Annotated in this window: 31 protein-coding genes and 1 tRNA gene; 12 read left to right on the forward strand and 20 right to left on the reverse strand. The window is 72.2% G+C overall.

Translation table 11 applies throughout. The features are described from left to right. Positions 1-7: 7 nt before the first annotated feature. Together KUG39_RS08290 and KUG39_RS08295 are read left to right on the forward strand one after the other, a co-directional pair. Positions 8-1,255, forward strand: a complete 1,248-nt coding sequence (locus KUG39_RS08290) for an NAD(P)/FAD-dependent oxidoreductase (protein ID WP_216914457.1) — start codon at positions 8-10, stop codon at positions 1,253-1,255. Beyond that, the gene (locus tag KUG39_RS08295; protein ID WP_216914459.1) at positions 1,252-3,444 is read left to right on the forward strand and encodes a dihydrolipoyl dehydrogenase family protein; all 2,193 of its coding nucleotides are present in this window, start codon (positions 1,252-1,254) and stop codon (positions 3,442-3,444) included. Before KUG39_RS08290 ends, KUG39_RS08295 begins: the two co-directional genes overlap by 4 nt. Here KUG39_RS08295 and KUG39_RS08300 read toward each other — a convergent pair. The 6 genes from KUG39_RS08300 to KUG39_RS08325 all read right to left on the reverse strand — a co-directional run bounded on the left by KUG39_RS08300 (position 3,406) and on the right by KUG39_RS08325 (position 8,461). Continuing rightward, the gene (locus KUG39_RS08300; protein WP_216914461.1) at positions 3,406-3,978 is read right to left on the reverse strand and encodes a tryptophan-rich sensory protein; all 573 of its coding nucleotides are present in this window, start codon (positions 3,976-3,978) and stop codon (positions 3,406-3,408) included. The two genes, KUG39_RS08295 and KUG39_RS08300, sit on opposite strands and share 39 nt — an antisense overlap. Then, positions 3,975-4,349 (reverse strand): VOC family protein, encoded by a 375-nt coding sequence (locus KUG39_RS08305; RefSeq protein ID WP_094585918.1) that lies wholly within the window; start codon positions 4,347-4,349, stop codon positions 3,975-3,977. The genes KUG39_RS08300 and KUG39_RS08305 overlap by 4 nt, the downstream gene beginning before the upstream one ends. A gap of 47 nt (positions 4,350-4,396) precedes the next feature. After that, a complete protein-coding gene (gene glmU / locus KUG39_RS08310) occupies positions 4,397-5,773 on the reverse strand; it encodes a bifunctional UDP-N-acetylglucosamine diphosphorylase/glucosamine-1-phosphate N-acetyltransferase GlmU (RefSeq protein ID WP_216914463.1) in 1,377 nt (458 codons plus the stop codon). A gap of 29 nt (positions 5,774-5,802) precedes the next feature. After that, positions 5,803-6,729: an MnmC family methyltransferase gene (locus tag KUG39_RS08315; RefSeq protein WP_216914465.1), complete on the reverse strand. Its 927-nt coding sequence runs from the start codon at positions 6,727-6,729 to the stop codon at positions 5,803-5,805. Next, on the reverse strand, positions 6,704-8,011 hold the full coding sequence (gene aroA / locus KUG39_RS08320; protein WP_216914647.1) for a 3-phosphoshikimate 1-carboxyvinyltransferase: 1,308 nt from the start codon (positions 8,009-8,011) through the stop codon (positions 6,704-6,706). Before aroA ends, KUG39_RS08315 begins: the two co-directional genes overlap by 26 nt. Before the next feature lie 120 nt (positions 8,012-8,131). Beyond that, positions 8,132-8,461: a DUF2605 family protein gene (locus tag KUG39_RS08325; protein ID WP_094585914.1), complete on the reverse strand. Its 330-nt coding sequence runs from the start codon at positions 8,459-8,461 to the stop codon at positions 8,132-8,134. Between the two features lie 96 nt (positions 8,462-8,557). On the opposite strand from KUG39_RS08325, the gene KUG39_RS08330 reads away from it, so the two are divergent. Then, positions 8,558-9,244, forward strand: coding sequence for a DUF547 domain-containing protein (locus KUG39_RS08330; RefSeq protein WP_094585913.1), 687 nt, complete (start codon positions 8,558-8,560; stop codon positions 9,242-9,244). 31 nt (positions 9,245-9,275) lie between these two features. Here KUG39_RS08330 and KUG39_RS08335 read toward each other — a convergent pair whose 3' ends face one another. Beyond that, positions 9,276-10,019 (reverse strand): TIGR04283 family arsenosugar biosynthesis glycosyltransferase, encoded by a 744-nt coding sequence (locus tag KUG39_RS08335; RefSeq protein ID WP_216914467.1) that lies wholly within the window; start codon positions 10,017-10,019, stop codon positions 9,276-9,278. Between KUG39_RS08335 and ubiG the strand changes: the two genes are divergently transcribed. Continuing rightward, complete coding sequence (gene ubiG, locus KUG39_RS08340) at positions 9,994-10,779, forward strand: bifunctional 2-polyprenyl-6-hydroxyphenol methylase/3-demethylubiquinol 3-O-methyltransferase UbiG (protein WP_286193059.1); 786 nt, start codon at positions 9,994-9,996, stop codon at positions 10,777-10,779. The genes KUG39_RS08335 and ubiG overlap by 26 nt on opposite strands. Here the strand turns inward: ubiG and KUG39_RS08345 are convergent. Both KUG39_RS08345 and KUG39_RS08350 read right to left on the reverse strand, forming a co-directional pair. Then, positions 10,748-11,194 carry an RrF2 family transcriptional regulator gene (locus KUG39_RS08345; RefSeq protein ID WP_094585910.1) on the reverse strand — a complete coding sequence of 149 codons (447 nt, stop codon included), beginning with the start codon at positions 11,192-11,194 and terminating at the stop codon, positions 10,748-10,750. The two genes, ubiG and KUG39_RS08345, sit on opposite strands and share 32 nt — an antisense overlap. Then, on the reverse strand, positions 11,194-12,708 hold the full coding sequence (locus KUG39_RS08350) for a UbiD family decarboxylase (RefSeq protein ID WP_216914651.1): 1,515 nt from the start codon (positions 12,706-12,708) through the stop codon (positions 11,194-11,196). Before KUG39_RS08350 ends, KUG39_RS08345 begins: the two co-directional genes overlap by 1 nt. Before the next feature lie 126 nt (positions 12,709-12,834). Here KUG39_RS08350 and KUG39_RS08355 point away from each other — a divergent pair, with 126 nt between their 5' ends. From KUG39_RS08355 to sds, 5 genes are all read left to right on the forward strand, one after another. Further along, a complete protein-coding gene (locus KUG39_RS08355; RefSeq protein WP_094585909.1) occupies positions 12,835-13,590 on the forward strand; it encodes a 2-phosphosulfolactate phosphatase family protein in 756 nt (251 codons plus the stop codon). Between the two features lie 61 nt (positions 13,591-13,651). Further along, on the forward strand, positions 13,652-14,470 hold the full coding sequence (locus tag KUG39_RS08360) for a carbon-nitrogen hydrolase family protein (RefSeq protein ID WP_094585908.1): 819 nt from the start codon (positions 13,652-13,654) through the stop codon (positions 14,468-14,470). Between the two features lie 6 nt (positions 14,471-14,476). Further along, entirely contained in the window at positions 14,477-15,577 is a 1,101-nt protein-coding gene (locus KUG39_RS08365; protein ID WP_216914469.1) for an N-acetylmuramoyl-L-alanine amidase, read from the forward strand. After that, the gene (murI, locus tag KUG39_RS08370; RefSeq protein ID WP_094585907.1) at positions 15,574-16,398 is read left to right on the forward strand and encodes a glutamate racemase; all 825 of its coding nucleotides are present in this window, start codon (positions 15,574-15,576) and stop codon (positions 16,396-16,398) included. Before KUG39_RS08365 ends, murI begins: the two co-directional genes overlap by 4 nt. 37 nt (positions 16,399-16,435) lie before the next feature. Then, on the forward strand, positions 16,436-17,407 hold the full coding sequence (gene sds / locus KUG39_RS08375; protein ID WP_159817217.1) for a solanesyl diphosphate synthase: 972 nt from the start codon (positions 16,436-16,438) through the stop codon (positions 17,405-17,407). Positions 17,408-17,414: 7 nt separating this feature from the next. Here the strand turns inward: sds and KUG39_RS08380 are convergent, their stop codons facing one another. From KUG39_RS08380 to KUG39_RS08390, 3 genes are all read right to left on the reverse strand, one after another. Next, entirely contained in the window at positions 17,415-18,074 is a 660-nt protein-coding gene (locus KUG39_RS08380; protein ID WP_216914471.1) for an HAD family hydrolase, read from the reverse strand. A 14-nt stretch (positions 18,075-18,088) separates the two neighbouring features. Then, entirely contained in the window at positions 18,089-18,400 is a 312-nt protein-coding gene (locus KUG39_RS08385; RefSeq protein WP_094585905.1) for a hypothetical protein, read from the reverse strand. 115 nt (positions 18,401-18,515) lie between these two features. Then, the gene (locus KUG39_RS08390; protein ID WP_216914473.1) at positions 18,516-18,968 is read right to left on the reverse strand and encodes a TspO/MBR family protein; all 453 of its coding nucleotides are present in this window, start codon (positions 18,966-18,968) and stop codon (positions 18,516-18,518) included. Between the two features lie 79 nt (positions 18,969-19,047). On the opposite strand from KUG39_RS08390, the gene acs reads away from it, so the two are divergent. Beyond that, positions 19,048-21,021 (forward strand): acetate--CoA ligase, encoded by a 1,974-nt coding sequence (gene acs / locus KUG39_RS08395; RefSeq protein WP_216914475.1) that lies wholly within the window; start codon positions 19,048-19,050, stop codon positions 21,019-21,021. A gap of 24 nt (positions 21,022-21,045) precedes the next feature. On the opposite strand, the gene KUG39_RS08400 is transcribed toward acs, so the two are convergent. Both KUG39_RS08400 and KUG39_RS08405 read right to left on the reverse strand, forming a co-directional pair. Beyond that, entirely contained in the window at positions 21,046-21,789 is a 744-nt protein-coding gene (locus tag KUG39_RS08400; RefSeq protein ID WP_216914477.1) for a DUF1350 family protein, read from the reverse strand. Between the two features lie 34 nt (positions 21,790-21,823). After that, a complete protein-coding gene (locus KUG39_RS08405; protein ID WP_094585901.1) occupies positions 21,824-22,288 on the reverse strand; it encodes a peroxiredoxin in 465 nt (154 codons plus the stop codon). A gap of 134 nt (positions 22,289-22,422) precedes the next feature. On the opposite strand from KUG39_RS08405, the gene KUG39_RS08410 reads away from it, so the two are divergent. Together KUG39_RS08410 and KUG39_RS08415 are read left to right on the forward strand one after the other, a co-directional pair. Next, positions 22,423-23,361 carry a 3'-5' exonuclease gene (locus KUG39_RS08410; protein ID WP_216914653.1) on the forward strand — a complete coding sequence of 313 codons (939 nt, stop codon included), beginning with the start codon at positions 22,423-22,425 and terminating at the stop codon, positions 23,359-23,361. A gap of 121 nt (positions 23,362-23,482) precedes the next feature. After that, the gene (locus KUG39_RS08415) at positions 23,483-23,737 is read left to right on the forward strand and encodes a hypothetical protein (protein ID WP_216914479.1); all 255 of its coding nucleotides are present in this window, start codon (positions 23,483-23,485) and stop codon (positions 23,735-23,737) included. Between the two features lie 119 nt (positions 23,738-23,856). On the opposite strand, the gene KUG39_RS08420 is transcribed toward KUG39_RS08415, so the two are convergent. From KUG39_RS08420 to KUG39_RS08445, 6 genes are all read right to left on the reverse strand, one after another. Next, positions 23,857-23,930 (reverse strand) — tRNA-Pro (locus KUG39_RS08420). Positions 23,931-23,944: 14 nt separating this feature from the next. Beyond that, positions 23,945-24,301 (reverse strand): hypothetical protein, encoded by a 357-nt coding sequence (locus KUG39_RS08425; protein WP_094585898.1) that lies wholly within the window; start codon positions 24,299-24,301, stop codon positions 23,945-23,947. Continuing rightward, positions 24,298-24,477 carry a hypothetical protein gene (locus tag KUG39_RS08430; RefSeq protein WP_094585897.1) on the reverse strand — a complete coding sequence of 60 codons (180 nt, stop codon included), beginning with the start codon at positions 24,475-24,477 and terminating at the stop codon, positions 24,298-24,300. The genes KUG39_RS08425 and KUG39_RS08430 overlap by 4 nt, the downstream gene beginning before the upstream one ends. Then, positions 24,474-24,782, reverse strand: coding sequence for a hypothetical protein (locus KUG39_RS08435; RefSeq protein ID WP_094585896.1), 309 nt, complete (start codon positions 24,780-24,782; stop codon positions 24,474-24,476). The genes KUG39_RS08430 and KUG39_RS08435 overlap by 4 nt, the downstream gene beginning before the upstream one ends. Positions 24,783-24,793: 11 nt before the next feature. After that, on the reverse strand, positions 24,794-25,510 hold the full coding sequence (msrA, locus tag KUG39_RS08440) for a peptide-methionine (S)-S-oxide reductase MsrA (RefSeq protein ID WP_094585895.1): 717 nt from the start codon (positions 25,508-25,510) through the stop codon (positions 24,794-24,796). 24 nt (positions 25,511-25,534) lie between these two features. Further along, on the reverse strand, positions 25,535-25,816 hold the full coding sequence (locus KUG39_RS08445) for a hypothetical protein (RefSeq protein ID WP_094585894.1): 282 nt from the start codon (positions 25,814-25,816) through the stop codon (positions 25,535-25,537). Between the last annotated feature and the right edge of the window lie 48 nt (positions 25,817-25,864).

The following is a 25,864-nucleotide window of genomic DNA, read 5'->3' on the forward strand; positions in this document are numbered from 1 at the left end:
CGACCTGATGGGAGCCCAGAGGATCCTGGTGCTCGGAGGTGGCTTTGCCGGGCTCTGGAGTGCCCTGGCCGCCGCCCGCCAGCTCGATCAGCTCGGCCTCGGCCCCGACGCCGTTGAGGTGCTGCTCGTCAACCGCGACGCCTTCCACGCCATCCGCGTGCGCAACTACGAACCCGATCTGGCGCCCCTGAGGGTGCCCCTGGAGACGGTGCTCGCGCCCGCTGGCGTCCGCTGGCTGGAGGGGGAGGTCGGCGACATCGATCCGACGGGCCGGACGGTGGCCGTGCACACCGCGGCCGGTCCGCAGGTGCTGGCCTACGACCGGCTGGTCTTCGCCCTCGGCAGTGAGCTGCGCCGGCCCCGGGTCCCCGGCCTGGCCACCCATGGCTTCGATGTCGACACCTACGGCGGCGCCTCCCGGCTGGCGGGGCACCTGGAGGCCCTGACGGAGCACTCCGACGGCCCCGGTCGGTTCACGGCCGTGGTGGTGGGAGCGGGTCTGACGGGGATCGAGGCCGCCTGCGAGCTGCCGGCCCGGCTCCAGGCCGTCCGGGAGCGTGCCGGTCTGGCGGGGCCGGGGCGGGTGGTGCTGGTGGACCACAACCCCCGGGTGGGCTCCGACATGGGGGATGGGGCGCGGCCCGTGATCGAGGAGGCCCTGGCGGCCCTGGGGGTGGGGTGCCGCCTCGGTGTGCGGGTGGTTTTCCTGGATGGCAGCGAGATCCGCTTCGACTCCGGTGAGGCCATCGCCACCCGGACGGTGGTCTGGTGTGCCGGGATGCGTGCCAGTCCGCTCACCGCCGTCTGTGGTGTGCCCACCGATGCCCTTGGCCGGCTGCCGGTCGATGCCGATCTGCGGGTCGAGGGGCTGAGCGGTGTGTTCGCCGCCGGCGACAGCGCACGCCTCGCCCTGGAGGACGGCCACACCACGGTCATGTCCTGTCAGCACGGCCGTCCCATGGGCCGGTTCGCCGGCCACAACGCGGTCTGCGATCTGCTGGGGCTGCCGCTGTTGCCGCTGCGGATCGACTGGTACACCACCATCCTCGATCTGGGTCCCTGGGGGGCCCTGTACACCGAAGGCTGGGAGCGCCGGGTCGTCGCGACAGGGGAGGCGGCCAAGCGCACCAAGCGGCTGATCAACGGCCAGCGCATCTATCCCCCCCTGAACGGCGACCGGGCCGCGATCCTGGCCGCCGCGGCGCCGGTGATCCAGCGCCCACCACCGTTAGAGCCCCAAGAGGGCCAGCCATGAGCTCCCCAGCCAAGGAGAAGCCCACCGGCGCACCCATAGGGCGCCTCCTGGCGATCGCCCTGTTGCTGGCTGGGGTGGGCTTCTTCTTCAGCCAGGGCTGGCAGCACCGGCTGGATCTCGCCGCGCTGCAGGCCTCCCGCGAGCAGCTGCTGGCCTGGCGTCAGGCCGCTCCGCTGGCCAGCGCCGTCGCCTTCGTGGTCGTCTACGTGCTGGTGACGGGGCTGTCCCTGCCCGGCGCCACCGTGCTCACCCTGGCGGGGGGCGCCATCTTCGGCCTGCTCCAGGGCACGGTGCTGGTGTCGATCGGCTCCACCCTGGGGGCCACGGCGGCCTGCCTGCTGGCCCGCACCCTGCTGCGGGAGCCGGTGCGGCGCCGGTTCGGCCAGCGCCTGGGGCCGATCGAGGAGGGCGTCCGCCGCGACGGCACCGCCTACCTGCTCAGCCTGCGGCTGGTGCCGGTGGTTCCCTTTGTGCTCGTCAACTTGCTGATGGGCCTCACCCCCATGCCCCTGCTGCCCTTCGCGCTCGTCTCCCAGCTGGGCATGCTGCCGGCCACCCTCGTGTACGTGAATGCCGGCACCCAGCTGGGCCAGCTCACCAGCCTGAGCGGCCTCCTCTCGCCGGCCCTGCTGGCCTCCTTCGCCCTGCTGGGACTGCTGCCGTGGATCGTGAAGCTGCTGCTGGGCCGCTGGCGGCTCTGGCGCCTCTACCGCCCCTGGCCCCGCCCCCGCCACTTCGACCGCAACCTGATCGTGATCGGTGCCGGGGCGGCGGGCCTGGTCACCGCCTACATCGCCGCCACCGTGCGGGCGAAGGTGACCCTGGTGGAGCGGGACCGCATGGGCGGGGACTGCCTCAACACCGGCTGCGTTCCCAGCAAGGCCCTGATCAGCTCCGCCCGCCTCGCCGCTCGCCTGCGCCACGCCGACCGCTATGGCCTGACCCCCCAGGAGCCCCTGGTGGAGCTGCACCGGGTGCTGGAGCGGGTGCGCCAGAAGGTGGCGGCCGTCGCCCCCCACGACAGCGTCGAGCGCTACACCGCCCTCGGGGTGGACGTGCGCCTTGGCCAGGCCCGCCTGATCAGCCCCTGGGCGGTGGCGATCACCGCCGCCGATGGCATCGAGACCGTGCTCACGGCCCGCGCCATCGTGCTGGCCACCGGCGCCGCGCCGGTGATCCCGGCCCTGCCGGGCATCGACACGGTGCGGGTGCTCACCAGCGAGACCCTCTGGGACGCCCTGGCCGAGCACCCCTCCCCGAAACCCAGCCTGGTGGTGCTGGGGGGCGGCCCGGTGGGCTGCGAACTGGCCCAGGCCCTGGCCCAGCTGGGCCTGCCGGTGACCCTGCTGCAGCGCAACGACCGCCTGCTACCCCGGGAAGATCCCGAGGTGGGGGCGCTGCTGCGCGAGGTGCTGGAGCGTGACGGGGTGCGGGTCCACACCGGTTGCCGGGTGGAGCGGGTGGGACCCGCCGCCTCGGGTGGTGTGCAGGTGCAGGTGGCGGTGGGTGGCGCCTCCCTGAGCCTGGTGGCCGACGAGCTGCTCTGCGCCGTGGGCCGCCAGGCCCGGCTGGAGGGCCACGGCCTCGAGGCCCTGGGCATCCCCACTGGCCGCACCATCGACACCGACGCCTATCTCCAGACCCTGTACCCCAACATCCATGCCGCCGGCGACGCCGCCGGTCCCTGGCAGTTCACCCACACGGCGGCCCACCAGGCCTGGTATGCGGCCGTGAACGGGCTGTTCGATCCGGTGCGCTTCGCCGTCGACGGCCGCGTCATCCCGCGCACCACCTTCACCGACCCGGAGGTGGCCCGGGTGGGGCTCAACGAAACCGAGGCCACCGCCCGGGGCGTGGCCTTCGAGGTCACCCGATTCCCCCTGGCCGAGCTGGATCGGGCCATCGTCGAATCGGCCGAGACCGGCTTCGTGAAAGTGCTCACGGTTCCCGGCCGGGACCGGATCCTGGGGGTGACGATCGTGGCCGAGCAGGCCGGGGAGCTGCTGGCCGAATTCGTGCTGGCGATGCGCTGGAACCTGGGCCTGGGCAAGGTGCTGGGCACGATGCACGCCTATCCCACCCTGGCCGAAGCCAACAAGTACGTCGCCGGAAGCTGGAAGAAGGCCCACGCCCCCCAGCGCACCCTGGCCCTACTGGAGCGCTTCCACACCTGGCGCCGGGGCGGCTGACAGGAACGGGTCGGGGTTGTGCAGGGCCACGCTCACCGCCACGGCACTGGCCAGCAGCAGCCACAGCAGCCGCAGGCCGATCAGGCCGGCGGCGGGCCGATCGAGGGACGCCGCCGCCGCCACGCTCACCACCGCCACCAGCAGGCCCGCCACCGTGTCCGCCGCCGCCAGCACCGGGCTGTGCAGCCAGAAGAAAAACGTGGTGAACACGGCGAACAGCAGCCAGCCCACCGCTTCCGAGACCAGCACCAGCCCCCGGCGCCGGCCGGCCGTGTCCCCCTGGAGCCTGCCAGCACCGTCCTCCGTATGGAGGTTGGCCACCCGCGCCAGGGCCACCAGGGAGGTGATGTTCAGCACCAGCCACAGGGGCGCGAACAGCCAGTCCGGCGGGGCGTAGGGGGGCAGGCGGAAGCTGGTGTAGAAGGCGGCGTCACCCAGCACCCCCGCCGGCCAGAAGCTGACGGCATTGGCGGCCACCAGGATCGCGGCGCCGTGCCACCAGCGGAAGCGCGGTGCCGGGGCCGTGGCGCTCACGCCTGGGAGTGGAGCCCGATCGTGTTGCCTTCGGTGTCGAGCACCAGGCTCATGAAGCCGTAGGCGCCGATCGACATCTTCGGCTTGATCACGGTGCCGCCGGCGCCCGCCACCCGGCTCTCCTCCACGGCGCAGTCGTCGCAGTGGAAATAGATCAAGGTGCCACCACCACCGCCCGGGGCCATGCCCTCCATCTTGGCCAGGGCCCCGCCGGCCCCCACCTTGTCGTCCTGCATCGGGAAGGCGTAGTACTCCATGCCCGTATCACCCATGGATTCCAGGGTGACCTCGAACACGGCTTCGTAGAAGGCCCGGGCCCGGGCCATGTCGTCGACGTAGAGCTCGAACCAGATGACGGGGTTGACGGCCATGGCTGCGAGGTGATTTTGGGGCCAAGATTAGGCCTGAAATTCTCGATTCAGCCCGCCACGCCCTGCTGCTGGCGCGGCGCCAGCGGGGTCCAGTTCTCCTTCACCAGCTGGCGGGCCCGGCCCAGGGCCAGGGCCCCGGCGGGCACGTCCTTGGTGAGGGTGGAGCCGGCCCCCACCGTCACCCCCGCCCCGAGGGTGATCGGCGCCACCAGCACCGAATTGGCCCCGGTCTTGCTGCCGCTGCCGATCACGGTGCGGTGCTTGCGCACCCCGTCGAAGTTGGCGGTGATCGTGCCTGCCCCGATATTCACTTCGGCGCCCAGGTCGGCATCGCCCAGGTAGCTGAGGTGGTTGGCCTTGCAGCCCTCCCCCAGCCGGCTGTTCTTCACCTCCACGAAGTTGCCGATGCGGCAGTCGGCGCCCAGGTGGCTGCCGGCCCGCAGCTGGGCGAAGGGGCCGATCGCGCAGCCGGGTTCCACGTGGCTGTCGCGCAGCACCGAATGGATCACCTCCACCCCGGAGCCCAGCTGGCTGTTCTCGATCAGGCAGCCGGGGCCGATGCGGCAGCCGTCGCCGATGCTGCTGGCCCCACGGAAGTGGCACTGGGGCTCCACCAGCACGTCGCGGCCGAAGCGGGTGTGCTCGGACAGGGTGCAGCTGGCGGGATCGGTGAAGCTCACCCCCTCCGCCATCCAGTGGCGGCGCAGCCGGTCCTGCAGCACCGCCTCGCAGTGGGCCAGCTGCTGGCGGTCGTTGATGCCGGCCACCTCGTCCGGGTCGCCCACCTCCATGTGCATGGCGGGCCGCAGCAGGGCCACGGTGTCCGTGAGATAGAGCTCCCCCTGGTCGTTGTCGGTGCTCAGGCTGGGCAGCACGGTGGCCAGGCGGGCCCAGTCGAAGCAGTAGATCCCCGCATTGGTGAGGGTGTTGGCGAGCTGCTCGGCATTGCAGTCGCGGTGCTCCACGATGCCGCTCACCTGGCCCGCCGCATCGGCGAAGACCCGGCCGTAGCCGCTGGGGTCCGCCAGCCGGGCGGTGAGCAGGGTCACCGCGGCGCCACTGGTGCGATGGGTGGAGAGCAGGGATTCCAGGGTCTCCGGCCGCAGCAGCGGCACGTCGCCGTTGAGCACCAGCAGCTCGCCCTCGAAGCCTTCCAGTGGCCCGAGCAGCTGCTGCACCGCATGGCCTGTGCCGTTCTGGGGCTGTTGCAGCACGAACTCCAGGCCCTCGATGCCGGCGAGGGTGCGCTCCACCCGATCGGCCTGGTGGCCCACCACCAGCAGCTGGCGGTCGGGGGCGAGCCGGTGGCAGCTGCCCAGCACCCGCTCCACCAGGGTGGCGCCGGCCAGGGGCTGGAGCACCTTCGGCAGGGCACTCTTCATGCGGGTCCCTTTCCCGGCGGCCAGAACGGCAACGGCGAGCATCGGCGGCGGCGGGGTGACTGCGCCGGAATCTACCGGTGCCCTTCGGTGCGGCCCAGTCCGCCGGCGCCCGGGCGCCGCGGCAGCCGGGCCGGCGGGGCGTCGCTCCGCTCCTGTTCCCGGCGGCGCCGGGCCAGGATCTCGGCGGTGGTGTCGGTGCCGGTGGGGTCCCGGTAGGGCACGCCGGCGCGGCTGGCCAGGTGCTCCCGTTCGAACGGCTCCAGGGGGCGCAGGGATGGATGGGGGGCCAGGGGGGTGAGGCTGGCCGCCGTCCCGGCGCTCCAGCGTTCCGGCTCGTCGGCGGACGGCCGGATCGCTCCCAGCTGCAGGCCCAGATCCTGCAGAGTGCGGTGCACCGCCGCTGCGGAGCTGTAGGTGAGCAGCCGGCCGTCGGGCCGCAGCAGTCGCACCAGCCGCCCCAGGAACTCCACGCTCCAGAGCTGGGGGCAGCGCAGCGGGGAGAAGGCATCCAGCAGCACCAGGTCGCAGCGACCCGCCAGCGTGTCCAGCAGCTCCGGCAGCCGGTGGCGGGCATCGCCAAGCCGCAGGCGGTCGCCGCCGCTGAGCTCCTCCAGCCGGCCGATCACCGCGGCGGGCCACTGGCCCCGGAAGCCGGCGTCCGCCAGGGCCAGGGCCAGGGGCCGCTGGTCCAGGTCCAGGCCCCACCAGTCCAGTTCCAGGCCGGCGGCGGTGGCGGCGGCGAGCAGGGCGGCGGTGTTGGTGCCGGTGCCGACGGCCACCTCCGCCACCACCAGCTCCCGGCCCGGGGCGAAGCGCTCCAGCGCCGCCGGGACCACGAACTTCTCGTTGGCCTCGCGCAGGGCTCCGGCGGCACTGTGGAAGCCCTCGTCGCAGTCGCGGCTGTAGAGGCTGAAGCTGCCGTCGCGCCCCCGCCGGGGCAGCAGCTCGGGCCCCGGTTCCGGCTCTGCCGACTCAGTGCCGCAGGCGGGCCAGGTCATCCCAGAAACCGGGGTAGGAGACGGCGGCCGCCTCCGCCCGCCCCAGGCGGGTGTCGCCCCGGGCCACCAGGGAGGCCACCGCCAGGCTCATCGCCACCCGGTGATCCGTCTCGCTGTCCACCTCCGCCCCGTGCAGCGGCGTGGGGCCTTCGATGCTGAGGCCATCGGCGTGCTCCTCGAGCCGGGCCCCCATCGCCGTCAGCTGGCGGGCCATCACCGCCAGGCGGTCGGTCTCCTTCACCCGCAGTTCCGCAGCGCCGCTGATGCGGCTCACCCCTTCGGCGCAGCAGGCCGCCACCGCCAGCACGGGGATCTCATCCACCAGGCGGGGGATCATCGGCTCCTCGATGCGGAAGGCCCGCAGCGGACCGTGCTGGACGTGCAGATCCCCCACCGGCTCGCCGGCCACGTCACGGCTGTTGAGCACCGTGATCCGGGCGCCCATCTCGGCCAGCACATCGAGAATGCCGGTGCGGCTGGGGTTGAGCCCCACGTTCTCGACCGTGAGCTCGGCCCCCGGGGTGATCGCCGCCGCCACCAGCCAGAACGCGGCGGAGCTGATGTCGCCGGGCACCACCACGGTCTGGCCTTGCAGGGCGGGTCCGGGTCGCACGGTGATGAACCGTCCCCCGTCGCCATCCACCTCCAGGTCGGCGCCGAAGGCCCGCAGCATCCGCTCGCTGTGGTCGCGGGTGGGGGCCGGCTCGATCACGGTGGTGGGCCCGTTCGCCGTCAGGGCGGCCAGGAGCAGGGCGCTCTTGACCTGGGCCGAGGCCACCGGCGTGCCGATGACGCTGCCGTGCAGGGTCTGCCCCAGCACCGCCAGGGGGGCCAGGTTGCCGTCCTCGCGCCCCTGGATCCGGGCGCCCATCTGGGCCAGGGGGGCTCCCACCCGGCGCATCGGCCTCGAGCGCAGGGAGGCATCGCCTGTGAGCACGAAGTGGCGCCCCGCCCGGCCGGCCAGCAATCCCAGCATCAGCCGCATGGTGGTGCCGGAATTACCGCAGTCGAGCACGTCGGCGGGCTCCCGCAGCCCGTCCAGGCCCACCCCCTCGACGGTCACCACCTGGCCGTCAGCGATGGGCGAGACCGTGACGCCCATGGCCCGCAGGCAGGCGGCGGTGCTCAGGGGGTCCTCGGCGGGCAGCAGCCCCTCGATGCGGGTGGTGCCCTCGGCGATGGCCCCGAACAGGAGCGAGCGGTGGGAGATCGATTTGTCGCCGGGCACCGTCACGTGGCCCCGCAGGCTGCCGCCGGCGCGCAGCAGCAGTTGCTCCGGCAACGCGGCTGCGCTGACATCGACGCTCACGGAGGAGGACAACAGCGGAGGCGCCAACTGGAGCGATCCTATGGAGCGGCCGGTTCAGGGCCCACGGCCAGGGTCCTCAGCCAGGGCCCTCAGTCAGGGGCGGATGCCGACGGCCCGCAGCCTGGCCGACAGGCTCCAGACCTCGACCACCAGCCGGTGCCAGGGGGTGATCGTCTCCATGGCCAGGCCCATGGGGCTGGGGGCGGCGGCCCGCAGGGCCCGCGCCGCCGCCAGGGACCGGCGCGCTTCGTCGAGCCGTACCCGCAGCTGGTGCTGGTCGGCCAGGGACAGCACCGTCTCCGGGCAGTGGTCGAGCAGCAGAAGGCCGCGATCGAAGGACTCGGCGTAGTCCTGCAGCAGCGGCACCAGGATCTCCTCCAGCAGGGGGCCGGTGGGATCAGGGAGGGAGGGGGCGGGAGCCATCGCTTCAGCCTAGGAATCCTCTCCCTGGCCGTTCGGGTGCGGATCACCAGCCCCCGGGCAAGGCCGTGGAACGATGGGGCCCGAACGGGTCACCCCATGATCGACGTCGCCGTCTGGGATGGCCTGCTGCGCCGCCATGTCGATGGGGAGGGCCGGGTGGACTACGCCGCCTGGCAACGGCAGGGCGCGGAGGAGCTGGAGGGCTGGCTGGCGGCGCAGCGCCCCTTCGATCCGGATCCCGGCGCCGGGCCCGAGGCGTTCGCCCTCTGGATCAACCTCTACAACGCCCTGGTGATCCGCCAGGTGCTGGCCCGCTTGCCGCTGGCCTCGATCCGCCCCAGCGTCGCCGGGGTGCCCAACTGGCCGGCGTTCCTGGCCTTCTTCTCCCGGCCGGTGATCACCCTGCAGGGGCAGTCCCTCAGCCTCGATCGGATCGAGCACGGCCTGCTGCGGCCCCGCTTCGCTGACCCCCGCCTCCATTTCGCCCTGGTCTGCGCCGCCAGGGGCTGCCCCCTGCTGCGGCCGGAGGCCTATCGCCCCGAGCGGATCGCGGCGCAGCTGGAAGAGGACGCCCGCCGGTTCCTGGGAAACCCGCTGAAGCTGCGCTTCGAACCGGCCCGCCGCACCCTGCACTGCAGCCGGATCTTCCAGTGGTATCGCCGGGACTTCCTGGCGGAGGCCCCCTCGATCGCCGCCTACGTGGGCCGCCACCGGCCGGACCTGGATCTGCCGGCCGATGTCCGCATCGCCTGGCTCCCCTACGACTGGGCCCTCAACGGCTGAGCGTCAGTCACCGGCCGCCAGACGCTGAGCCTCAATCCCGGATCTCGCCGTAAATGCCCTTCAGCCGCGCTGCCGGCACCCCCAGGCCCCAGAGCAGGCCGATCGCCAGGTAAATGCCGGTGGCTTTCCAGGAGCCCCAGCGCGCCACCCGACGGTCGGAGGTCTCCACCACCCGGTTGAGCTGCCGGATGCGGCCCAGCCCTCCCAGCCGGATGCAGAGATCGGCGTCCTCCATGATCGGCAGGCGCTCGTCGAAGCCGCCGCAGCGCACGAAGTCGCTGCGGCGGCAGAACATCGCCTGGTCGCCGAACAGGACCCGAAAGCCGTTCAGCAGATAGCGGTGGGGCCGGAACAGCAGGGCCGCGTAGTGGGTCTTGAGGGCGTTGTGCAGGCTCACGCCCCAGCGGGTGCGGTCACCGCCCCGCATCAGGGCCAGGAAGCCGCCGCCGCTGATGGTCGGGTCGGCCAGGGTGGCGTTCACCAGTTGCACCAGATCCGAGGGCACCAGGGTGTCGGCATGGAGGAAGCAGAGGATCTCGCCGCGTGCCGCCGCCGCCCCTTGGTTCATCTGCACCGCCCGTCCCGGCCGTCGCGAACGGATCACGCGGCAGCCGTGCACGTGGGCCCTGGCCAGGGTGGCGTCGGTGCTGCCGCCATCCACCACGATCACTTCGGCGGCCGCCGGATCGAGGACCTCCAGCTGCTGCAGGGTGCGCCCAAGATGGCCGGCTTCGTTGAGGGTCGGGATAATGATCGAGACCGACCTTGCCGTCACCTTGCTGCGCAACAATCTTGCATTCTACGATCAGCAGGCGGCCTGCTGGTGGGAAGAGTCGGCGACGATCTTTCCCCTCAGCCAACTCAATCCGCTTCGCTTTCTCTTCTTCGATCAGTTCGTTTCCGACTGGCGGAATCTGAGGGTTCTGGATGTGGGTTGCGGCGGTGGCTACACCTGCGAATTCCTGGCCCGTCGGGGCGCCCTTGTCACGGGCATCGACCGCTCCGCCCCCTGCATCGCGGCGGCCCGCAGCCATGCGGCCACCTCGGGTCTGGAGATCGCCTATCAGGTGGGTATCGCCGAAGAGCTCCCCTTCGCCGCCGGCAGCTTTGATGTGGTGGTCTGCGTCGATGTGCTGGAGCACGTGGATCGGCCCGAGGCGGTGATCGCCGAGATCGCCAGGGTGCTCACCCCCGGAGGAACGGTCTGCTTCGACACCATCAACCGCACCTTCCGCTCCAGGCTCACCATGATCTGGCTGCTGGAGACGCTGTTGCGGCTGATCCCTGCCGGCGTCCACGACTGGCGGCGGTTCGTGCCCCCGGCGGAGCTGCGGCGCTGGCTGGAGGCCAGCGGCTTCAGCGCCATCACGATGCGGGGCATGGACCTGTTCGGCCGCGGTCCGCTGCGCACCCTCGGCCGGCTGATCCACTACCGCCGCACCGGCGGTTTCCAGGTGGGCTTCGACCAGGACCTAGCCGTCATGTTCATCGGTGTGGCCGGCCTCAGCCCAGCAGCAGGCCACCCGATTCACTGAAGGCGGCCCTGGCACTGCGCAGGTCGAAGAGCAGGTCCTCCAGGGTGAGCTGGTCCAGTTCCCGCTCCAGGGCCTGCACCAGCCGGCGGTTGAGCACCCGGGTCACCCGGTCGCTGGGGCGGGGGTCCTCCTCCCCTTCACCCAGGGCGATCAGGCTGCCGGCCGGGGCCTCCACCGCCGCCAGGATCGCCGCCAGGGGCACCTCCGCGGGCGGACGCCGCAGCCGGTAGCCCCCCTGCCGGCCCCGACGGGCCTCCACCAGGGCGGCCCGGCGCAGTTTGAGCATCAGCTGCTCCAGCATCGGGCCGGGCAGGTCCTGGGCCTCGGCCAGGGCGCTCACCGACTGCCAGCGCGGTGGGTCCAGGGCCAGCTCCAGCAGGGCCTTGAGGGCGTAGATGCCGCTGCGGCGCAGCATCAGCGGCCGGCCGCGAGGCGCTCCAGCACGTGCTCCAGGGTGTAGCCGAACAGGGCGGGATCGGGCTCGCCATGGCCCAGATCATCGAGGCCCAGCTCGCTCCAGCGGCCATCGACCCGGGCCTCCAGGGCGGCATCCCGGCCCAGTGCCTGGCCCCAGTCGTGCCGTTTCTCCGGGCCGATCTTGGTGGTGGCGTCGATGGCGAGCCGGCCGCCCAGCCCCAGCCGCTCGCTGGCGAAGTCGAGCGAGTCGAAGGGGGTGTCCTCCAGCACGAACAGGTCCCGCTGGGGATCCACCTGGGCGCTGATCGCCCAGATCACCTGGCGCGGGTCGCGGATCGCGATCGACTTGTCGACCACCACCACGAACTTGGTGTAGGTGAACTGGGGCAGGGCGCTCCAGAAGGCCATGGCCGCCCGCTTGGCCTGGCCCGGATAGGCCTTGTCGATGGCGATCACCGCCAGCTTGTAGCTGAGGCCCTCCATCGGCAGGAAGAAATCGACGATCTCCGGGATCTGCTGGCGCAGGATCGGCGTGTAGATGCGGTTCAGGGCGATCGCCAGCATCGCCTCCTCCTTCGGCGGGCGGCCGCTGAAGGTGGTCAGGAAGATGGGGTCACGGCGCTGGGTGACGCAGTGGAAGCGCACCAGGGGCGAGTCCTCCTCGCCGCCGTAGAAGCCCATGTGGTCGCCGCAGGGGCCGTCCGGGAGCACCTCCCCGGGCGTGATCGTGCCCTCCAGCACCACCTCGCTGTGGGAGGGCACCTCCAGATCGAGGGTCTTGCAGCGGGCCAGCCGCACCCCCTCGCCGGCGTAGAGGCCGGCGAACAGCCATTCGCTCAGCTGCACCGGAATCGGCGTGGCCGCCGCCATCACCAGCAGCGGATGGACGCCGATCGCCACCGCCACCTCGAGCTTGCGGCCCAGGGCCGCCGCCTTGCGCAGGTGCCGGGCCCCGCCCCGCACGCTCAGCCAGTGGACGGTGGCCGTGTTGATCGACTGGCGCTGCAGCCGGTAGACGCCGACGTTCGGGACCCCGGTCTCCGGGTCCTTGGTGATCACCAGCCCGAGGGTGATCACCCCGCCCGCGTCCCCCGGCCAGGGGCGCAGCAGGGGCAGCTGATCGAGGTTCACCTGCTCGCCCTTCAGCACCTGCTGGTGGCAGGGGGGGGTGAGGTCGAGGTCGGGCCGGGCCCGCACCAGGTCCCAGAACACCCCGCCGAACTTCATCACCTCCTTGAGGCCCTTGGGGGGCCGGGGCTGCTGCAGCAGGGCCAGCTTCTCCCCGAGGGCCTCGAGCTCCTCGGGCCGCTCCATGCCCATGCTCCAGAGCACCCGTTCCACGGTGCCCATCAGGTTCACCGCCACCGGCATGGGGGAGCCGATGACGTTCTCGAACAGCAGGGCCGGCCCGCCCATGGCCAGCACCCGGTCGGCGATCGCCGCCAGTTCCAGGTCCGGATCCACCGGCGCCGTGATGCGCCGCAGCTGGCCGCGCCTTTCCAGCAGGCCCATGAAATCGCGCAGATTGCGCTGCCGCCCCAGGGCTTTGCCGATCCCGTCTGCCACCACCCCCGCCACGTCGTCCTGCGCCGTCGAGCTGCTGCCTACTGTGACGCACCCCCGTGACGATCGCGTTCCGTGCTGCTCTCCTATTTCCACACCTCCGAAGCGGTTCCCCCCCTGCTGCCCCCCGAAGAGGACGGCCCGGACGCCGCCGTCGTCATCGACGTGCTGCGGGCCACCACCACGATCGCCTGGGCCCTGGAGAACGGGGCCGAGGCGATCCAGGCCTTCGCCGACCTCGGCAGCCTCGAAGCCGCCGCCGCCGACTGGCCGGCGGCCCGGCGACTGCGGGCCGGTGAACGCGGCGGCAAGCGGGTGGAGGGCTATGACCTGGGCAACTCCCCCCTGGCGGTGACCCGGGAGCGGGTGGAGAGCAAGCGCATCTTCCTCAGCACCACCAATGGCACCCGCTCCCTCGACCGGGTCCGGGACGTGCCCCTGCTGCTCACCGCCTGCCTGCCCAACCGCACCGCCGTGGCCCGGCGGCTGATCGAACGCCAGGCCCTGCGGGTCTGGATCGTGGGCAGCGGCTGGGAGGGGGATTACTCCCTCGAGGACAGCCTGGCGGCGGGGGCGGTGGCCTCGGCGGCCATCGAGCAGGCGGTGGCGCCCCACATGGGGGTCCGCTGCGCCAACGACGAGATGCTGGCGGCCCTCGCCCTCTGGCAGCAGTGGCGCCATGACACCGAGACCTGCCTGCGCAGCGCCAGCCATGGCCAGCGCCTGATCGGGCTGGGCAACCACGACGCCGACTTCGCCTGCTGCGCCGCCGTCGACAGCCTCGAGATCGTGCCGATCCAGGCCGAACCCGGGGTGCTGAGGGCAAGCTGAACCTCTCCTTGCCCCCCTTGGCGGGTCCCTTACGATTCGCCGGTCTTGGAGCGGTCCGGCGGTGAGCAGTTTTCTGGCGGCGGCCCTGCAACTCACCAGCACGCCGGACCCGGACGCCAATTTCTCGGCGGCCGAGGAGCTGATCGAGCTGGCCGCCCGCCGCGGCGCCGACCTGGTCGGCCTGCCGGAGAACTTCGCCTTCATGGGCGATGACGCCCGCCGGCTGGAGCTGGCACCGATCCTGGCCGAGCGCTGCAGCCGCTTCCTGGTCACGATGGCGCGCCGCTACCAGGTCACCCTGCTGGGGGGCGGCTTCCCGGTGCCGGCCGGCGAGGGCCAGACCTTCAACCGCGCCGAGCTGGTGGGGCGGGAGGGTCAGCTCCTGGCCCGCTACGACAAGATCCACCTCTTCGATGTGGACCTGCCGGACGGCATCACCTACCGGGAGTCGGCCACGGTGCAGCCCGGCCACGAGCCGCCGCCGGTGGTCGACGTGCCGGGCCTGTGCCGGGTCGGCCTCTCGATCTGTTACGACGTGCGCTTCCCCGAGCTCTACCGCCAGCTGGCCGGTTCCGGGGCCCAGCTGCTGATGATCCCGGCGGCCTTCACCGCCTACACCGGCAAGGACCACTGGCAGGTGCTGCTCCAGGCCCGGGCCATCGAGAACACCGCCTACGTGCTCGCCCCCGCCCAGACGGGCCTCCACTACGGCCGCCGCCAGACCCACGGCCATGCCCTGGTGATCGACCCCTGGGGCACCGTGATGGCGGATGCCGGCGTGGAGCCGGGCCTGGCGATGGCCCCGGTCGACATGGCCCACGAGGCCAGGGTCCGTGCCCAGATGCCGAGCCTCCAGCACCGCCATCCGGCGTTGTTCTGAGTGGTGATGGGAGTGCGTGCGGCGCGATTCGCCTGGTTGCTGACCCTGCCCCTGGTGCTCGGGGCCCTTCCGGCCAGGGCGGCGAGTGCCCTGTCCGCCTGGCGCCTGAGCCGGGAGGGGGTGCTGGAGCTGCGCACCTCCCCGGGGGTGCGGTTGCAGGCCTTCTACGAGGAGGGAACCGGCGTCACCGGGCCCCGGGTGTGGGTGGATCTGCCGGGTGCCCCCCAGCGCAGCCGCTCGGTCCCCGTCGGCGGCCTGGTGCGGGAGGTGCGCATCGGCCGGCCCGATCCCGGCACCACCCGGCTGGTGCTGGAATTCAGGCCCGGCACCCGCCTTGATCCCCGTCAGCTGCGCCTGGTGGGCACATCCCGTGACCGCTGGCGCCTCTCCCTCACCGGCCTGCCCCTGAGCGGCTTCACCCGCAACGTCGGCGAGGGCGACATGGAGGCGCCCACCTCCAGCTGGACCGCCTCCCGCCCCTCCGGCTTCGGCAGCAGCGGCCGGGCCACCTCCGGCCGCCCCATCTCCCCTGACGGGCTGCCGGTGGTGCCCCGGGGCCGCTTCCGGGTGGTGATCGACCCCGGCCACGGCGGCCCCGATCCGGGGGCCGTGGGGATCGGCGGATTGCGGGAGACCGATGTGGTGCTGGACGTGAGCCTGCAGGTGGCCCAGCTGCTCCAGGCCCGGGGGGTGCAGGTGCTCCTGACCCGCACGTCGGAAGTGGACGTCGACCTGCCGCCGCGGGTGTCGCTGGCCAACAGCAGCAATGCCGACGTGTTCGTCAGCATCCATGCCAACGCCCTGAGCATGGCCCGCCCCGATGTGAACGGCGTCGAGACGTTCTATTTCCAGTCGGGCAGCTCCCAGCGGCTGGCCCAGGCGATCCAGTCCCGGATCATGGCGATCTCGCCGGGCACGCCCGACCGGGGCGCCCGACCGGGGCGGTTCTTCGTGATCCGCCGCACGGTGATGCCGGCGGCCCTCGCGGAGATGGGCTTCGTCACCGGACGCATCGACGCCCCGCGCCTGGCCGATCCCGGGTTCCGGCGCCGGATGGCCGTGGCGATCAGCGCCGGCATCCTCGATTTTCTCCAGGGGGCCTCTTGAGCCTCCTCGTCGGCCTGTTCGACAGCGGCCTGGGGGGCCTCACGGTGCTGCGCCAGGTCCATGCCCTCTACCCCCACTCCCCCTGCCTCTACCTGGGCGACACGGCCCGGGTCCCCTACGGTCAGCGCTCGAAGGAGGAGATCCGCGCGATCGCCTCGGAGGTGGTGCACTGGCTGCGGCTCCAGGGGGTGGGGGTGCTGGTGATGGCCTGCAACACCTCCAACGCCCTGGCCCTCGACGTGGCGGTGGCGGAAGCGGGCGTGCCGGTGGTGGGGCTGATCGACAGCCTGGCCAGCGAGCTGACCAGCGATCACGTCGGGGTGCTGGCCACCCCGGCCACCGCCGCCAGCGGTGCCTACCGGCGCTCGATCCAGGCCTGCCGCCCCTCGGCCCGGGTGCTGGAGGTGGGCTGCCCCGCCTTCGTGCCCCTGATCGAGGCGGGCGACCTGCAGGCTCCGGAGCTGCGGGCCGCCGCCACCGGCTACCTGGCCCCGCTGCTGGCGGCGAACGTGGACACGATCGTGCTCGGCTGCACCCACTACCCGCTGCTGCGGGCGCTGCTGGCCGAGCTGCTGCCCCCCGATGTGCAGCTGGTGGACCCGGCCCTGGCGGCCGCCCAGCGCCTCGGACCGCTGCTGGCCAGCCTGGGGGATTCCCCCGAGGTGGACCAGGCGGGGGAGTCGGTGCGGCCGCCCCTGCAGCGCACCCGCTTCTGTGTCACCGGCCCCGCCGACGCCTTTGCCAGCGCGGCCGCCGCCTGGCTTGGCAGCCGGCCGGCGGTGCGCAGCGTCAGCCTCCAGTCGCCCACCCGCGCCTATTGAGGCACGGCCCCTAGGATCCTTTCATCGTGGAGGTGACGTGGCGACGGTTGCAGAGTTGCTCCAGCCGGTGGAGTCCGACCTCGATGCCCTGCTGGCCGACCTGCGCAGCCTGATCGGCGCCGGCCATCCGATTCTGCAGGCGGCCGCCGAGCACCTGTTCGCGGCCGGCGGCAAGCGGCTGCGGCCGGGCATCGTGCTGCTGCTGTCTCGGGCCATCGCTCCCGACGGTGGGCTCAGCCCCCGCCACCGGCGGCTGGCGGAGATCACCGAGATGATCCACACCGCCTCCCTCGTCCACGACGACGTGGTCGACGGGGCAGCCACCCGCCGGGGGGTGGCCACGGTGCACAGCCGCTTCAATCACCGCGTGGCGGTGCTGGCCGGTGATTTCCTCTTCGCCCAGGCCAGCTGGCACCTCGCCAACCTCGACGACCTCGATGTCGTCAAGCTGCTCTCGCGCGTGATCATGGACCTCGCCGATGGTGAGGTGCGCCAGGGCCTGTTCCGCTACGACACGGGCCAGAGCTTCGAGACCTACCTCGAGAAGAGCTACTGCAAGACCGCCTCCCTGATTGCCAACAGCGCCCGGGCGGCCGGGGTGCTCACCGGCCTGAGCGAGCCGCGCCTGGATGCCCTCTACCGCTTCGGGCGCCAGCTGGGCCTGGCCTTCCAGGTGGTCGACGACATCCTCGATTTCACCGCCAGCGACCAGCAGCTCGGCAAGCCCGCCGCCAGCGACCTGGCCTCCGGCTACCTCACCGCTCCGGTGCTCTATGCGCTCGAGGAGCGGCCCGCCCTGGCGGGGCTGATCGAGCGCGAATTCTGCGAGGCCGGCGACCTCGACCAGGCCCTGGCGATGGTGCGCGGCTGCGAGGCCATCGGCCGTTCCCGGGCCCTGGCCGAAGGCTTCGCCCGGGAGGCCCACGAGGCGATCGAGTGGCTGCCCCCCTCCGAGCCCCGCAGCGCCCTGCGGGCCCTGCCGGAATTCGTCCTCAGCCGCCTCTACTGATCCGGCTCTAGGGATCCAGCCGGACCTCCTCCAGCGAGTTCAGGCAGATGACCCCCTCGGGATAGGCCCGGCAGCTCACCCCCGGCGGCGGCAGCACGTGCACCCGGCAGCCGGCCCCCAGGGCGGCGGCCACACCGGCGCTGGAGTCCTCGAACGCCCAGCAGGCGGTCGCTGCCACACCGAGGCGCCGGGCCGCCAGCAGGAAGGCATCCGGGGCGGGCTTGCCGTCCCCCAGTTCCGGATCGTCGCCATGGACCCTGACGTCGATCAGGTCCATCCAGGGGTGGGGGGCCACCTTGATCGCCACCGCCGGGAGGGCACTGCTGGTGGCCAGCGCCATCGGGATGCCCAGGGCCCGGCAGCGCCGCACCAGGGCCTCGGCACCGGGCATGGCCGGGGCGGAGGCCAGCAGGGCCTCGGCGATGGGCTGGCGCACCGCCAGCAGCTCCTCCTCGCTCAGGCGGGGCCCGCCCGCGGCGGAGATCCACTGGCGCACCTGGCCGGCGCAGTCGCGGCGTCGGCGGCCGCGCAGGCTGAGCAGTTCGGCGTCATCGAGGGGCCGGCCGAAGCGGCTGGCCGCCGCCTGCCAGGCCTGGGCATGGGCGGGCTCGGTGTCCAGCAGCAGACCGTCGAGATCGAACAGGCAGGCGGCGGGTCGCTGGGGCATCCCACCAGCCTGCATCAGGACGGATCGGTCTCGGGGTAGCGATCCTCCAGGGCGGTCTCCAGGGTGGTGAGCAGCAGCACCAGGGCGGCCCGCTCATCGAGTTCGCTGCCGCTCACCTCGCTGATCCAGCGCTGGCAGAGCCCCTCGATCTGCTGGAACAGGGCCGTGCCGCCCCGCAGCAGGGTCATCACCTTCTCGACGTTGTCCTCATCGATGTCCGGCGGCAGACCCACCACGTAGCGGCGACCGTCGTCCCCCACGTAGGTGAGGTTGCCGTCGGCGTCGAGCGTCGGGCCGGCATGGGGCGTGATCGGCTGCTCCTCCATGGCCTTCCGCTCCAGTCCCGTGGGGTCGTTCCCTGGCTAACGCCGCCGGCCGATCTTGCCAAGCAGGGATGAGCAGCCCTGATCGCCCGGCCAGGCGCTCCTGAACGCCCCGTGTTCAGCGGTTCAGCCGCTGCATCCGCCAGGTGACGAACGTGCCGATCGGGCTCCAGAGCAGGAACGGAACCAGCAGCAGCGCGGCTGTCGGGGAAATGGTCAGCGTCGCCAGGGTCAGGGCCAGCCCCCAGATCCAGCCGGCCAGGCCCGCCGCCGTTCCCCAGGCCACTCGGCGCGTGCGGCAGATCAGCAGCGTGTAGCTCTGCACCAGGACGAGCAGCACCAGGTAGGCGGCCATGGCCAGCGGCGCCGCCGCCCCCCCGGCTCTCCAGCGCAGCAGGGCCGAGGCGTAGAAGCAGAGGTAGATCAGTGACCAGATCAGCGGGATCCAGCGCTCGAAGGTGAGCCAGCGGGGGCGCCGCAGCCGCAGGAACCAGGCGAACTGCTGGCGGCTCGGGGTGAGGACGGCGATCACCAGGCCCATCACCAGCAGGATCGTCAGCCAGGCGGGCATGGGAGGGGGGCGGAGTCCTCCAGCGTGGCCCGGCTGCGGTTGAATGCACCATGCCCCAGCCTGCCCGGCAGGCCTTGCCATGACCCAGGACTCCTCGCCCACCATCGAGTCGGTGCTCCAGGAAGAGCGGCAGTTCGCCCCGCCGCCGGCGCTGGCCGCCGAGGCCCGCATCGGCTCGATGGCGGCCTACGACGCCCTGGCGGCGCAAGCCGCGGCCGATCCGGACGGCTTCTGGGGCGAGGCGGCCCGCCGGGAGCTGCACTGGTTCGAGCCCTTCGACACGGTGCTGGACTGGAGCAACCCCCCGTTCGCCCGCTGGTTCGAGGGGGGCACAACGAATCTTTCCTACAACTGCCTGGATCGCCATCTGGACGGCCCCCGCGCCGACAAGACGGCCCTGATCTGGGAGGGGGAGCCGGGCGACGGCCGCTCCTTCACCTACCGCGAGCTGCACGCCGAGGTCTGCCGCGCCGCCAACGCCCTCAAGGCCCTCGGCGTCGGCAAGGGCGATCTGGTGGCCCTCTACATGCCGATGGTGCCGGAGGCGGCCATCGCCATGCTGGCCTGCGCCCGCATCGGTGCCCCCCACTCGGTGGTGTTCGGCGGTTTCTCGGCCGAGGCCCTGCGCGACCGCCTGATCGACGGCCAGGTGAAGCTGGTGATCACCGCCGACGGTGGCTTCCGCAAGGACAAGGCGGTGGCGCTCAAGCCCGCCGTGGACCAGGCCCTGGCGGAGGGGTGCCCCAGCGTCGAGCACGTGCTGGTGGTGCGACGCACCGGCGAGGCCACCGGCTTCGAGACCGGCCGCGATGTCTGGTGGCACGAGCTGGTGGACGGCCAGAGCGCCGACTGCCAGGCCGAGCCCATGGCCAGCGAGGACCGGCTGTTCGTGCTCTACACCTCCGGCTCCACCGGCAAGCCCAAGGGGGTGGTGCACACCACCGCCGGCTACAACCTCTGGGCCCACCTCACCTTTCAGTGGATCTTCGACATCCGTGAGGACGACATCCACTGGTGCACCGCCGACGTCGGCTGGATCACCGGCCACAGCTACATCGTCTACGGGCCCCTCTCCAACGGCGCCACCACGCTGATGTACGAGGGGGCGCCGCGCCCCTCCAGGCCCGGGGCCTTCTGGGAAGTGATCGAGAAGCACCGGGTGACGATCTTCTACACCGCCCCCACCGCCATCCGCGCCTTCATGAAGAGCGGCCGCGCGGTGCCCGACCAGTACGACATGGGCAGCCTGCGGATCCTGGGCACCGTCGGTGAGCCGATCAATCCCGAAGCCTGGATGTGGTATCGGGATGTGATCGGCGGCGACCGCTGCCCCGTGGTGGACACCTGGTGGCAGACGGAGACCGGTGGGGTGATGATCAGCCCCCTGCCCGGGGCCACCCCCACCAAGCCCGGCTCCGCCACCCTGCCCCTGCCCGGCATCGCCGCCGACGTGGTGGATCTGGAGGGCAACAGCGTGCCGACGGGGCAGGGGGGCTATCTGGCGGTGCGGCGGCCCTGGCCGGGCATGATGCGCACCGTCCACGGCGACCCGGAGCGTTTCCGGCGCAGCTACTGGGAGCACATCCGCCCCGCCGACGGCAGCTGGCTCTACTTCGCCGGCGACGGCGCCCGCCGCGACGCCGACGGCTATTTCTGGGTGATGGGCCGGGTCGATGACGTGATCAACGTCTCCGGCCACCGGCTGGGCACGATGGAGATCGAATCGGCCCTGGTGAGCCACCCCTCGGTGGCGGAGGCGGCCGTGGTGGGCCGGCCCGACGAGCTCAAGGGGGAGGGGATCGTCGCCTTCGTCACCCTGGATGTGGGGGTGGACGGCGATGCGGCCCTGGAGGCCGAGCTGCGCCGCCACGTGGGGCTGGAGATCGGTCCGATCGCCCGGCCGGACGTGATCCGCTTCACCGATGCCCTGCCCAAGACCCGCAGCGGCAAGATCATGCGCCGCATCCTGCGGTCCCTGGCGGCGGGGGAGGACGTCAGCGGCGACACCTCCACCCTGGAGGACCGTTCGGTGCTCGATGCCCTGAGGGTGTGAGCGCCCTGGCCTGGCCGGGTGGCCTCAGGCCGTCCCGGACCAGGCGCTGATCTGCTCCGCCAGCCGCTCCATGGACCGCTGGCGGGCCGGATCATCGGCCCACTCCCCCAGGAACTGCTTGCGCAGGCCGCCGCTGGCCGGGGTGAGGTGGTCCCCCGGCAGCTCCAGCAGGGTGGAGGCATCACCGGCCCTGGCCTGCAGCACGCCGATCAGGCGGCCGCTCTGGTCGATGGTGTCGCGGCTGAAGCGCACCACCAGGTTGCGGGGCTGGCTGTAGCTGCTGCCGATCTGCCGCAGGGTGTCCTCCGGGGAGGGGCTGAACTCGCTGCGGAAGCGGAACTGCTGGCCCAGCTCCGCCAGGAAGGGGATCGACCGCTCGGCCGAGAAGTTGTTGAAGCTGAGCGCCACCAGGCCATCGCAGCGGCGGCCGCCGTCGGGGGCGAGCAGATGCAGCTTGCAACCGAGGCTGTGGCCCAGCCGGATCAGGGGGGAGGCGGCCCCGTCGGGGGCCAGCGGCTCCAGCTCCCGTTCCCGCTGCTGGCGGAACAGCCGCCAGGCGGCGTTGGCCTGGGCCTGGTGGTCGAAGCCGGGCACGTAGCTCCAGGCGTGGATGCGCCAGCCCCGGGCTGCAAGGGCCTCGAGACAGCGGCGGTAGCTCAGCTGGGGGGAGGCCGCCAGGTAGCTGCCGCCGATGAACTCGATCAGCCCCCGGGGCCGGCCCGTGGGCTCCAGCCGCCAGAGCTCCCCCTGCTGTCGCCACGCCGTCATCGTCCTCTCCCCCCGTGCTGGATCGCGAGCGGCCTCAGGAGGCCTGGAGGCCGCGCAGGGCGTCGAGGGCCTCGCGCCGGTGAGCCGGCCCGTCCAGCAGGTTGTTGAACACGTGGCGGATCACCCCCGTCCCGTCGATGACGTAGGTGACCCGGCCCGGCAGCAGCCCCAGCACGCTGGGCACACCGAAGGCCTTGCGCAGCCGGTTGCCCCCATCCACCAGCAGCGGGAAGGGCAGCCGGTGGCGGTTGGCGAAGCGCCGGTGGCTGGCGGCATCGTCGCCGCTGACGCCCCACACCTCGGCCCCGAGCGCCTGCAGGTCGGCGTAGCTGTCCCGGAAGGCGCAGGCCTCCATCGTGCAGCCGGGGGTCTCGTCCTTGGGATAGAAGAACAGCACCAGGGCCTTGCCCTCCAGCCGGTCGCTGCGGCGTTCGCTGCCGTCCTGGTCGGGGAGGGCGATCAGGGGGGCGGTGTCGCCGGGGGCGAGGGCTGGGGCCACGGAGCGGGGGACGCAGGCAGGATCCGCCAACCCTAGGAAGCCGGCACCGGCGAGGACGGGCACGGGGTCGGGGGGATGGGGGCGATGGGACCTTGCCCGGCTTGCGACCATGGATCAGCGAGCGCATGACGCCGATGCAGGAGCAACCCGGTCTCTGGCAGCAGAACGACCTGCTGGGCCTGGCCGCCCCGGAGCCCGCAGCTGCCCCTGCGCCCGCGGCTGCCCCGGTGCCGCCCCCCGGGCCTCCGCCAGCCCCATCGGCTTCCCAGGCCCCCCAGGTCCCCATCGAACCGCCTCGCCCGGTGCCCATCTCCCTTCCCGCCTGCGCAGGCCGTCCCCAGCGGGCCCTGCCGCGGGGGCCCGAGACCCTGCTGATCCTGGACACGGAGACCACCGGCCTCTCCACCCTCCAGGGGCAGTGCATCGAAGTGGGGGCGATCCTGTTCCACGTGCCCCACAGGGCGGTGCTCTCCCAGGTGTCCTTCCTGCTGCCCTGCCCGGCCAACGCCGCCGAGGCCATCAACGGCATTCCCGCCGCCGTGACCCGGCTGGAGCAGCCCCGGCAGGAGGCCCTGGACTGTTTCCTGGCGATGGTTGCCGCCTGTGACGCCCTGGTGGCCCACAACGCCGCCTTCGATCGCCAGTGGTTCGGTCTGGGGCCCCTGCCGTCCCTGGATCGCCCCTGGATCTGCTCGATGGAGGACATCCGCTGGCCGGCCGAGCGCCAGCTGCGCAGTGCCCCCTCGGTCCGTGATCTGGCCCTGGCCTACGGGGTGCCGGTGTGGGCCGCCCACCGGGCCCTCACCGACTGCATCTACCTGGCCCAGGTGTTCGAGCGCTGCGGCGACCTGGAGGCGCTGCTGCTGACCGCCCTGGAGCCCCGCAGCCTTTACCGGGCGGACCTTCCCTACGCCGAGCGCCACCGGGCCAGGGAGGCCGGTTTCCGCTGGAACGAGGCGGTGCCGCGGGCCTGGAGCCGCCGGTTGAGCCGGCGCGAAGCGGAGGCGCTGCCCTTCCCCGTCCAACTGGTGGCGGACCCGATCGCCGCCGAGGGGCTGGCCCACAGCGCCTGAGGCCGGCGGCCGTTCGGCCGGGAATCTTCCGTTTTTGTTTCGATGCTTGAAGCAGAACCGGGGATCCTGGGCGCTCCAGCCCAGCCTCCCCACCCTTGGAGTGTTCTTCGGCGTCGGAGTCATGGTCACCCGGCCGCCGATCGGCTCCGTGGATGGCGTTGACCCCGCCCAGCAGAGTGTGCGCCGCTGGCAGACGGCCCGCACGTGGGCCCGGCTGATCCGGGAGGCGGAAGCCCTCTGGCGGGTCGATGTGCGGGCCCTGCGTCGGCTGGCCTCCCAGGAGCTGTTCCAGCTGGTCCAGGAGGTGCCCCCCCGGCTGCGGCGCCGGGTCAACCTCTGGCTGGTGCGCTTCAACGTGGTCACCCGCCTGCGCTGAGGCCCGGCGAGGCCCCGGGACACTGGAGATGGGCAAAAAAAATCAGCTGACAGGATCAGCTGACGGGAAGGAAAACCACCGGTGTTCGCGGGAGGCGAACGTTCGGAGGACCGGCTGAATCGGAGCGGCGGGATTTGAACCCACGACCCCCACTACCCCAAAGTGGTGCGCTACCAAGCTGCGCTACGCCCCGGCGGAATGAAGCTATCACAGCGTCCTGGGGGTCCCGCGCCGCCTGGAGAGCCGTCGCATCAGGCGGTTCGTGAGCCGCTGGCGACCCATGGTGGTGTACCCCCGCAGGCGCTCGCGACGGGCCAGCAGCCGCAGTTCCGCCAGCCCCATCGAGGCCAGCTGCAGTTCCGGGAGCCGCTGCCAGGCCATCGACGGCAGGGGCAGCTCGGAGCCTTCACGCCCCTCCGGGAAGCCCTTCAGGGCCCCACCGGCCATCCACTCGGGCACCAGGACGAACAGCACCGCCAGCAGCCCGTAGAGCTCCACCAGCCCCCTGGGCAGCGGATGCAACTGGCGCTTCGGCTGCTCCTGCTCCTCGGCGGGGTCTCTCACGAAAGGAAGGCCGGCGCCGGGGCTCCCGGCAGCAGGGCACTGGGGCCCCCCTGGCGCCACTGCAGCGGAGGCTCGCCGGAGGGGTTCAGGCGCACGGTCCAGAAGGCCAGGGCGAAACAGATCCCCACCGCGGCGATCAGGGCCACGATCACGACCCGATCGGAGAGGGGCTTCATACCTGTTCGCTGCGTACGCAGACCCGTTTGGTGGGCAGCTGCTCGAGGGTGAGTTCATCGCCCCGCAGGATCACCCGCAGGGACTCGTTCTGGTAGCGCAGGCCCGGCGCGTCGGACGCCTCCCGGAACAGGGTGGCGCGGGTGCGGCCGGCGATCAGGGACGCCTGGGACGCGTTGCGCTCCAGGACCACCGAGAAACGGTCACCGCAGAGGAACCGTTCGCGGATGTCGTAGTTCTCCCACCACGGGGACTGCATCGCCAGCAGCGGCAGGAGTCCGAGCGCGAGCAGCGGGGGGGCGGCCATGGCGGAACCGGTCAGGCGAGGGCGATCGGCGCATTGTCGCCGCGAAGGACGCAATGGGGGATGGCCCAGTCATAGCTTTCCCACACGCGGGCGGGAAGGAGGTAGGTGGCACCGGGGAAGTCGCCCAGGGGAATCCCGGTGGGCTGGGCGGAGCAGTAGGGCCGGCTGCCGGGCTTGGCCAGGTACTGCTGGTGGTAAGGCTCGGCGAAGTGGAAGCGCTGGCCGCTGGCGATCTCCGTGGTGATGGTGCCTCCGCCGGCGGCCGCGAGGGCGGCCTGGTAAGCACCGCGGCTGGCTTCGGCCAGGGCGAGCAGTGCCGGGTCGTCGACGTAGATGGCCGAGCGGTACTGGCTGCCCCGGTCGTTGCCCTGGCGGTTGCCCTGGGTGGGGTCGTGGCACTCCCAGAACAGCTTCAGCAGGTCGGCGAAGGAGACCCGGGCGGTGTCCCAGACCACCCGCACCACCTCGGCGTGGCCGCTGCGGCCGCTGCAGACCTGCTCGTAGGTGGGGGAGGCGAGCTGGCCGCCCGCATATCCCACGGCGGTGCTGACCACCCCGGGAAGCCGCCAGAAGCCCTTTTCCGCCCCCCAGAAGCAGCCGCAGCCGAACTGGGCCTCCGCCTGGCCCGCCGCCGGCGGGGCCGTCAGGGGGGTGCCGAGAACCGCATGCAGGCTGCCGCTGCCGGCTGGGCTGGTGTCGCTCGCAGGGCTGCTGAAGAGGCCGAACAAGGGGGTTTTTGCGGGGAAACCAGCCTAGGCAGCGCCCTGCTGGTCCTGCTGCGGCACCAGGGCGATGTGGTTCAGCAGGGTGGTGATGAAGGCGAACAGCAGGAAGGGCAGCGACAGCACCAGGATCAGCCCCACCCCCACCAGGGCGAACAGGGGCCGGCTCGCCCCCATCAGGGCCAGACCCGCCGCCAGGCTCACGAAGATAACCGCCATCCAGACCAACACCTGGCCGTAGATGTCACCGAAGGTCAGGGTGCAGCGGATGTTGTAAGGCTGCTGGCTGAGGAACGACGGGGTGGGGGCCATGGGGACGGCGTGGCAGGCGTTGGGGAAACCACGGCGTTTCCAGATAAG

The sequence above is a fragment of the Synechococcus sp. CCAP 1479/10 genome, assembly GCF_019038515.1.
GTDB lineage: Bacteria > Cyanobacteriota > Cyanobacteriia > PCC-6307 > Cyanobiaceae > Cyanobium.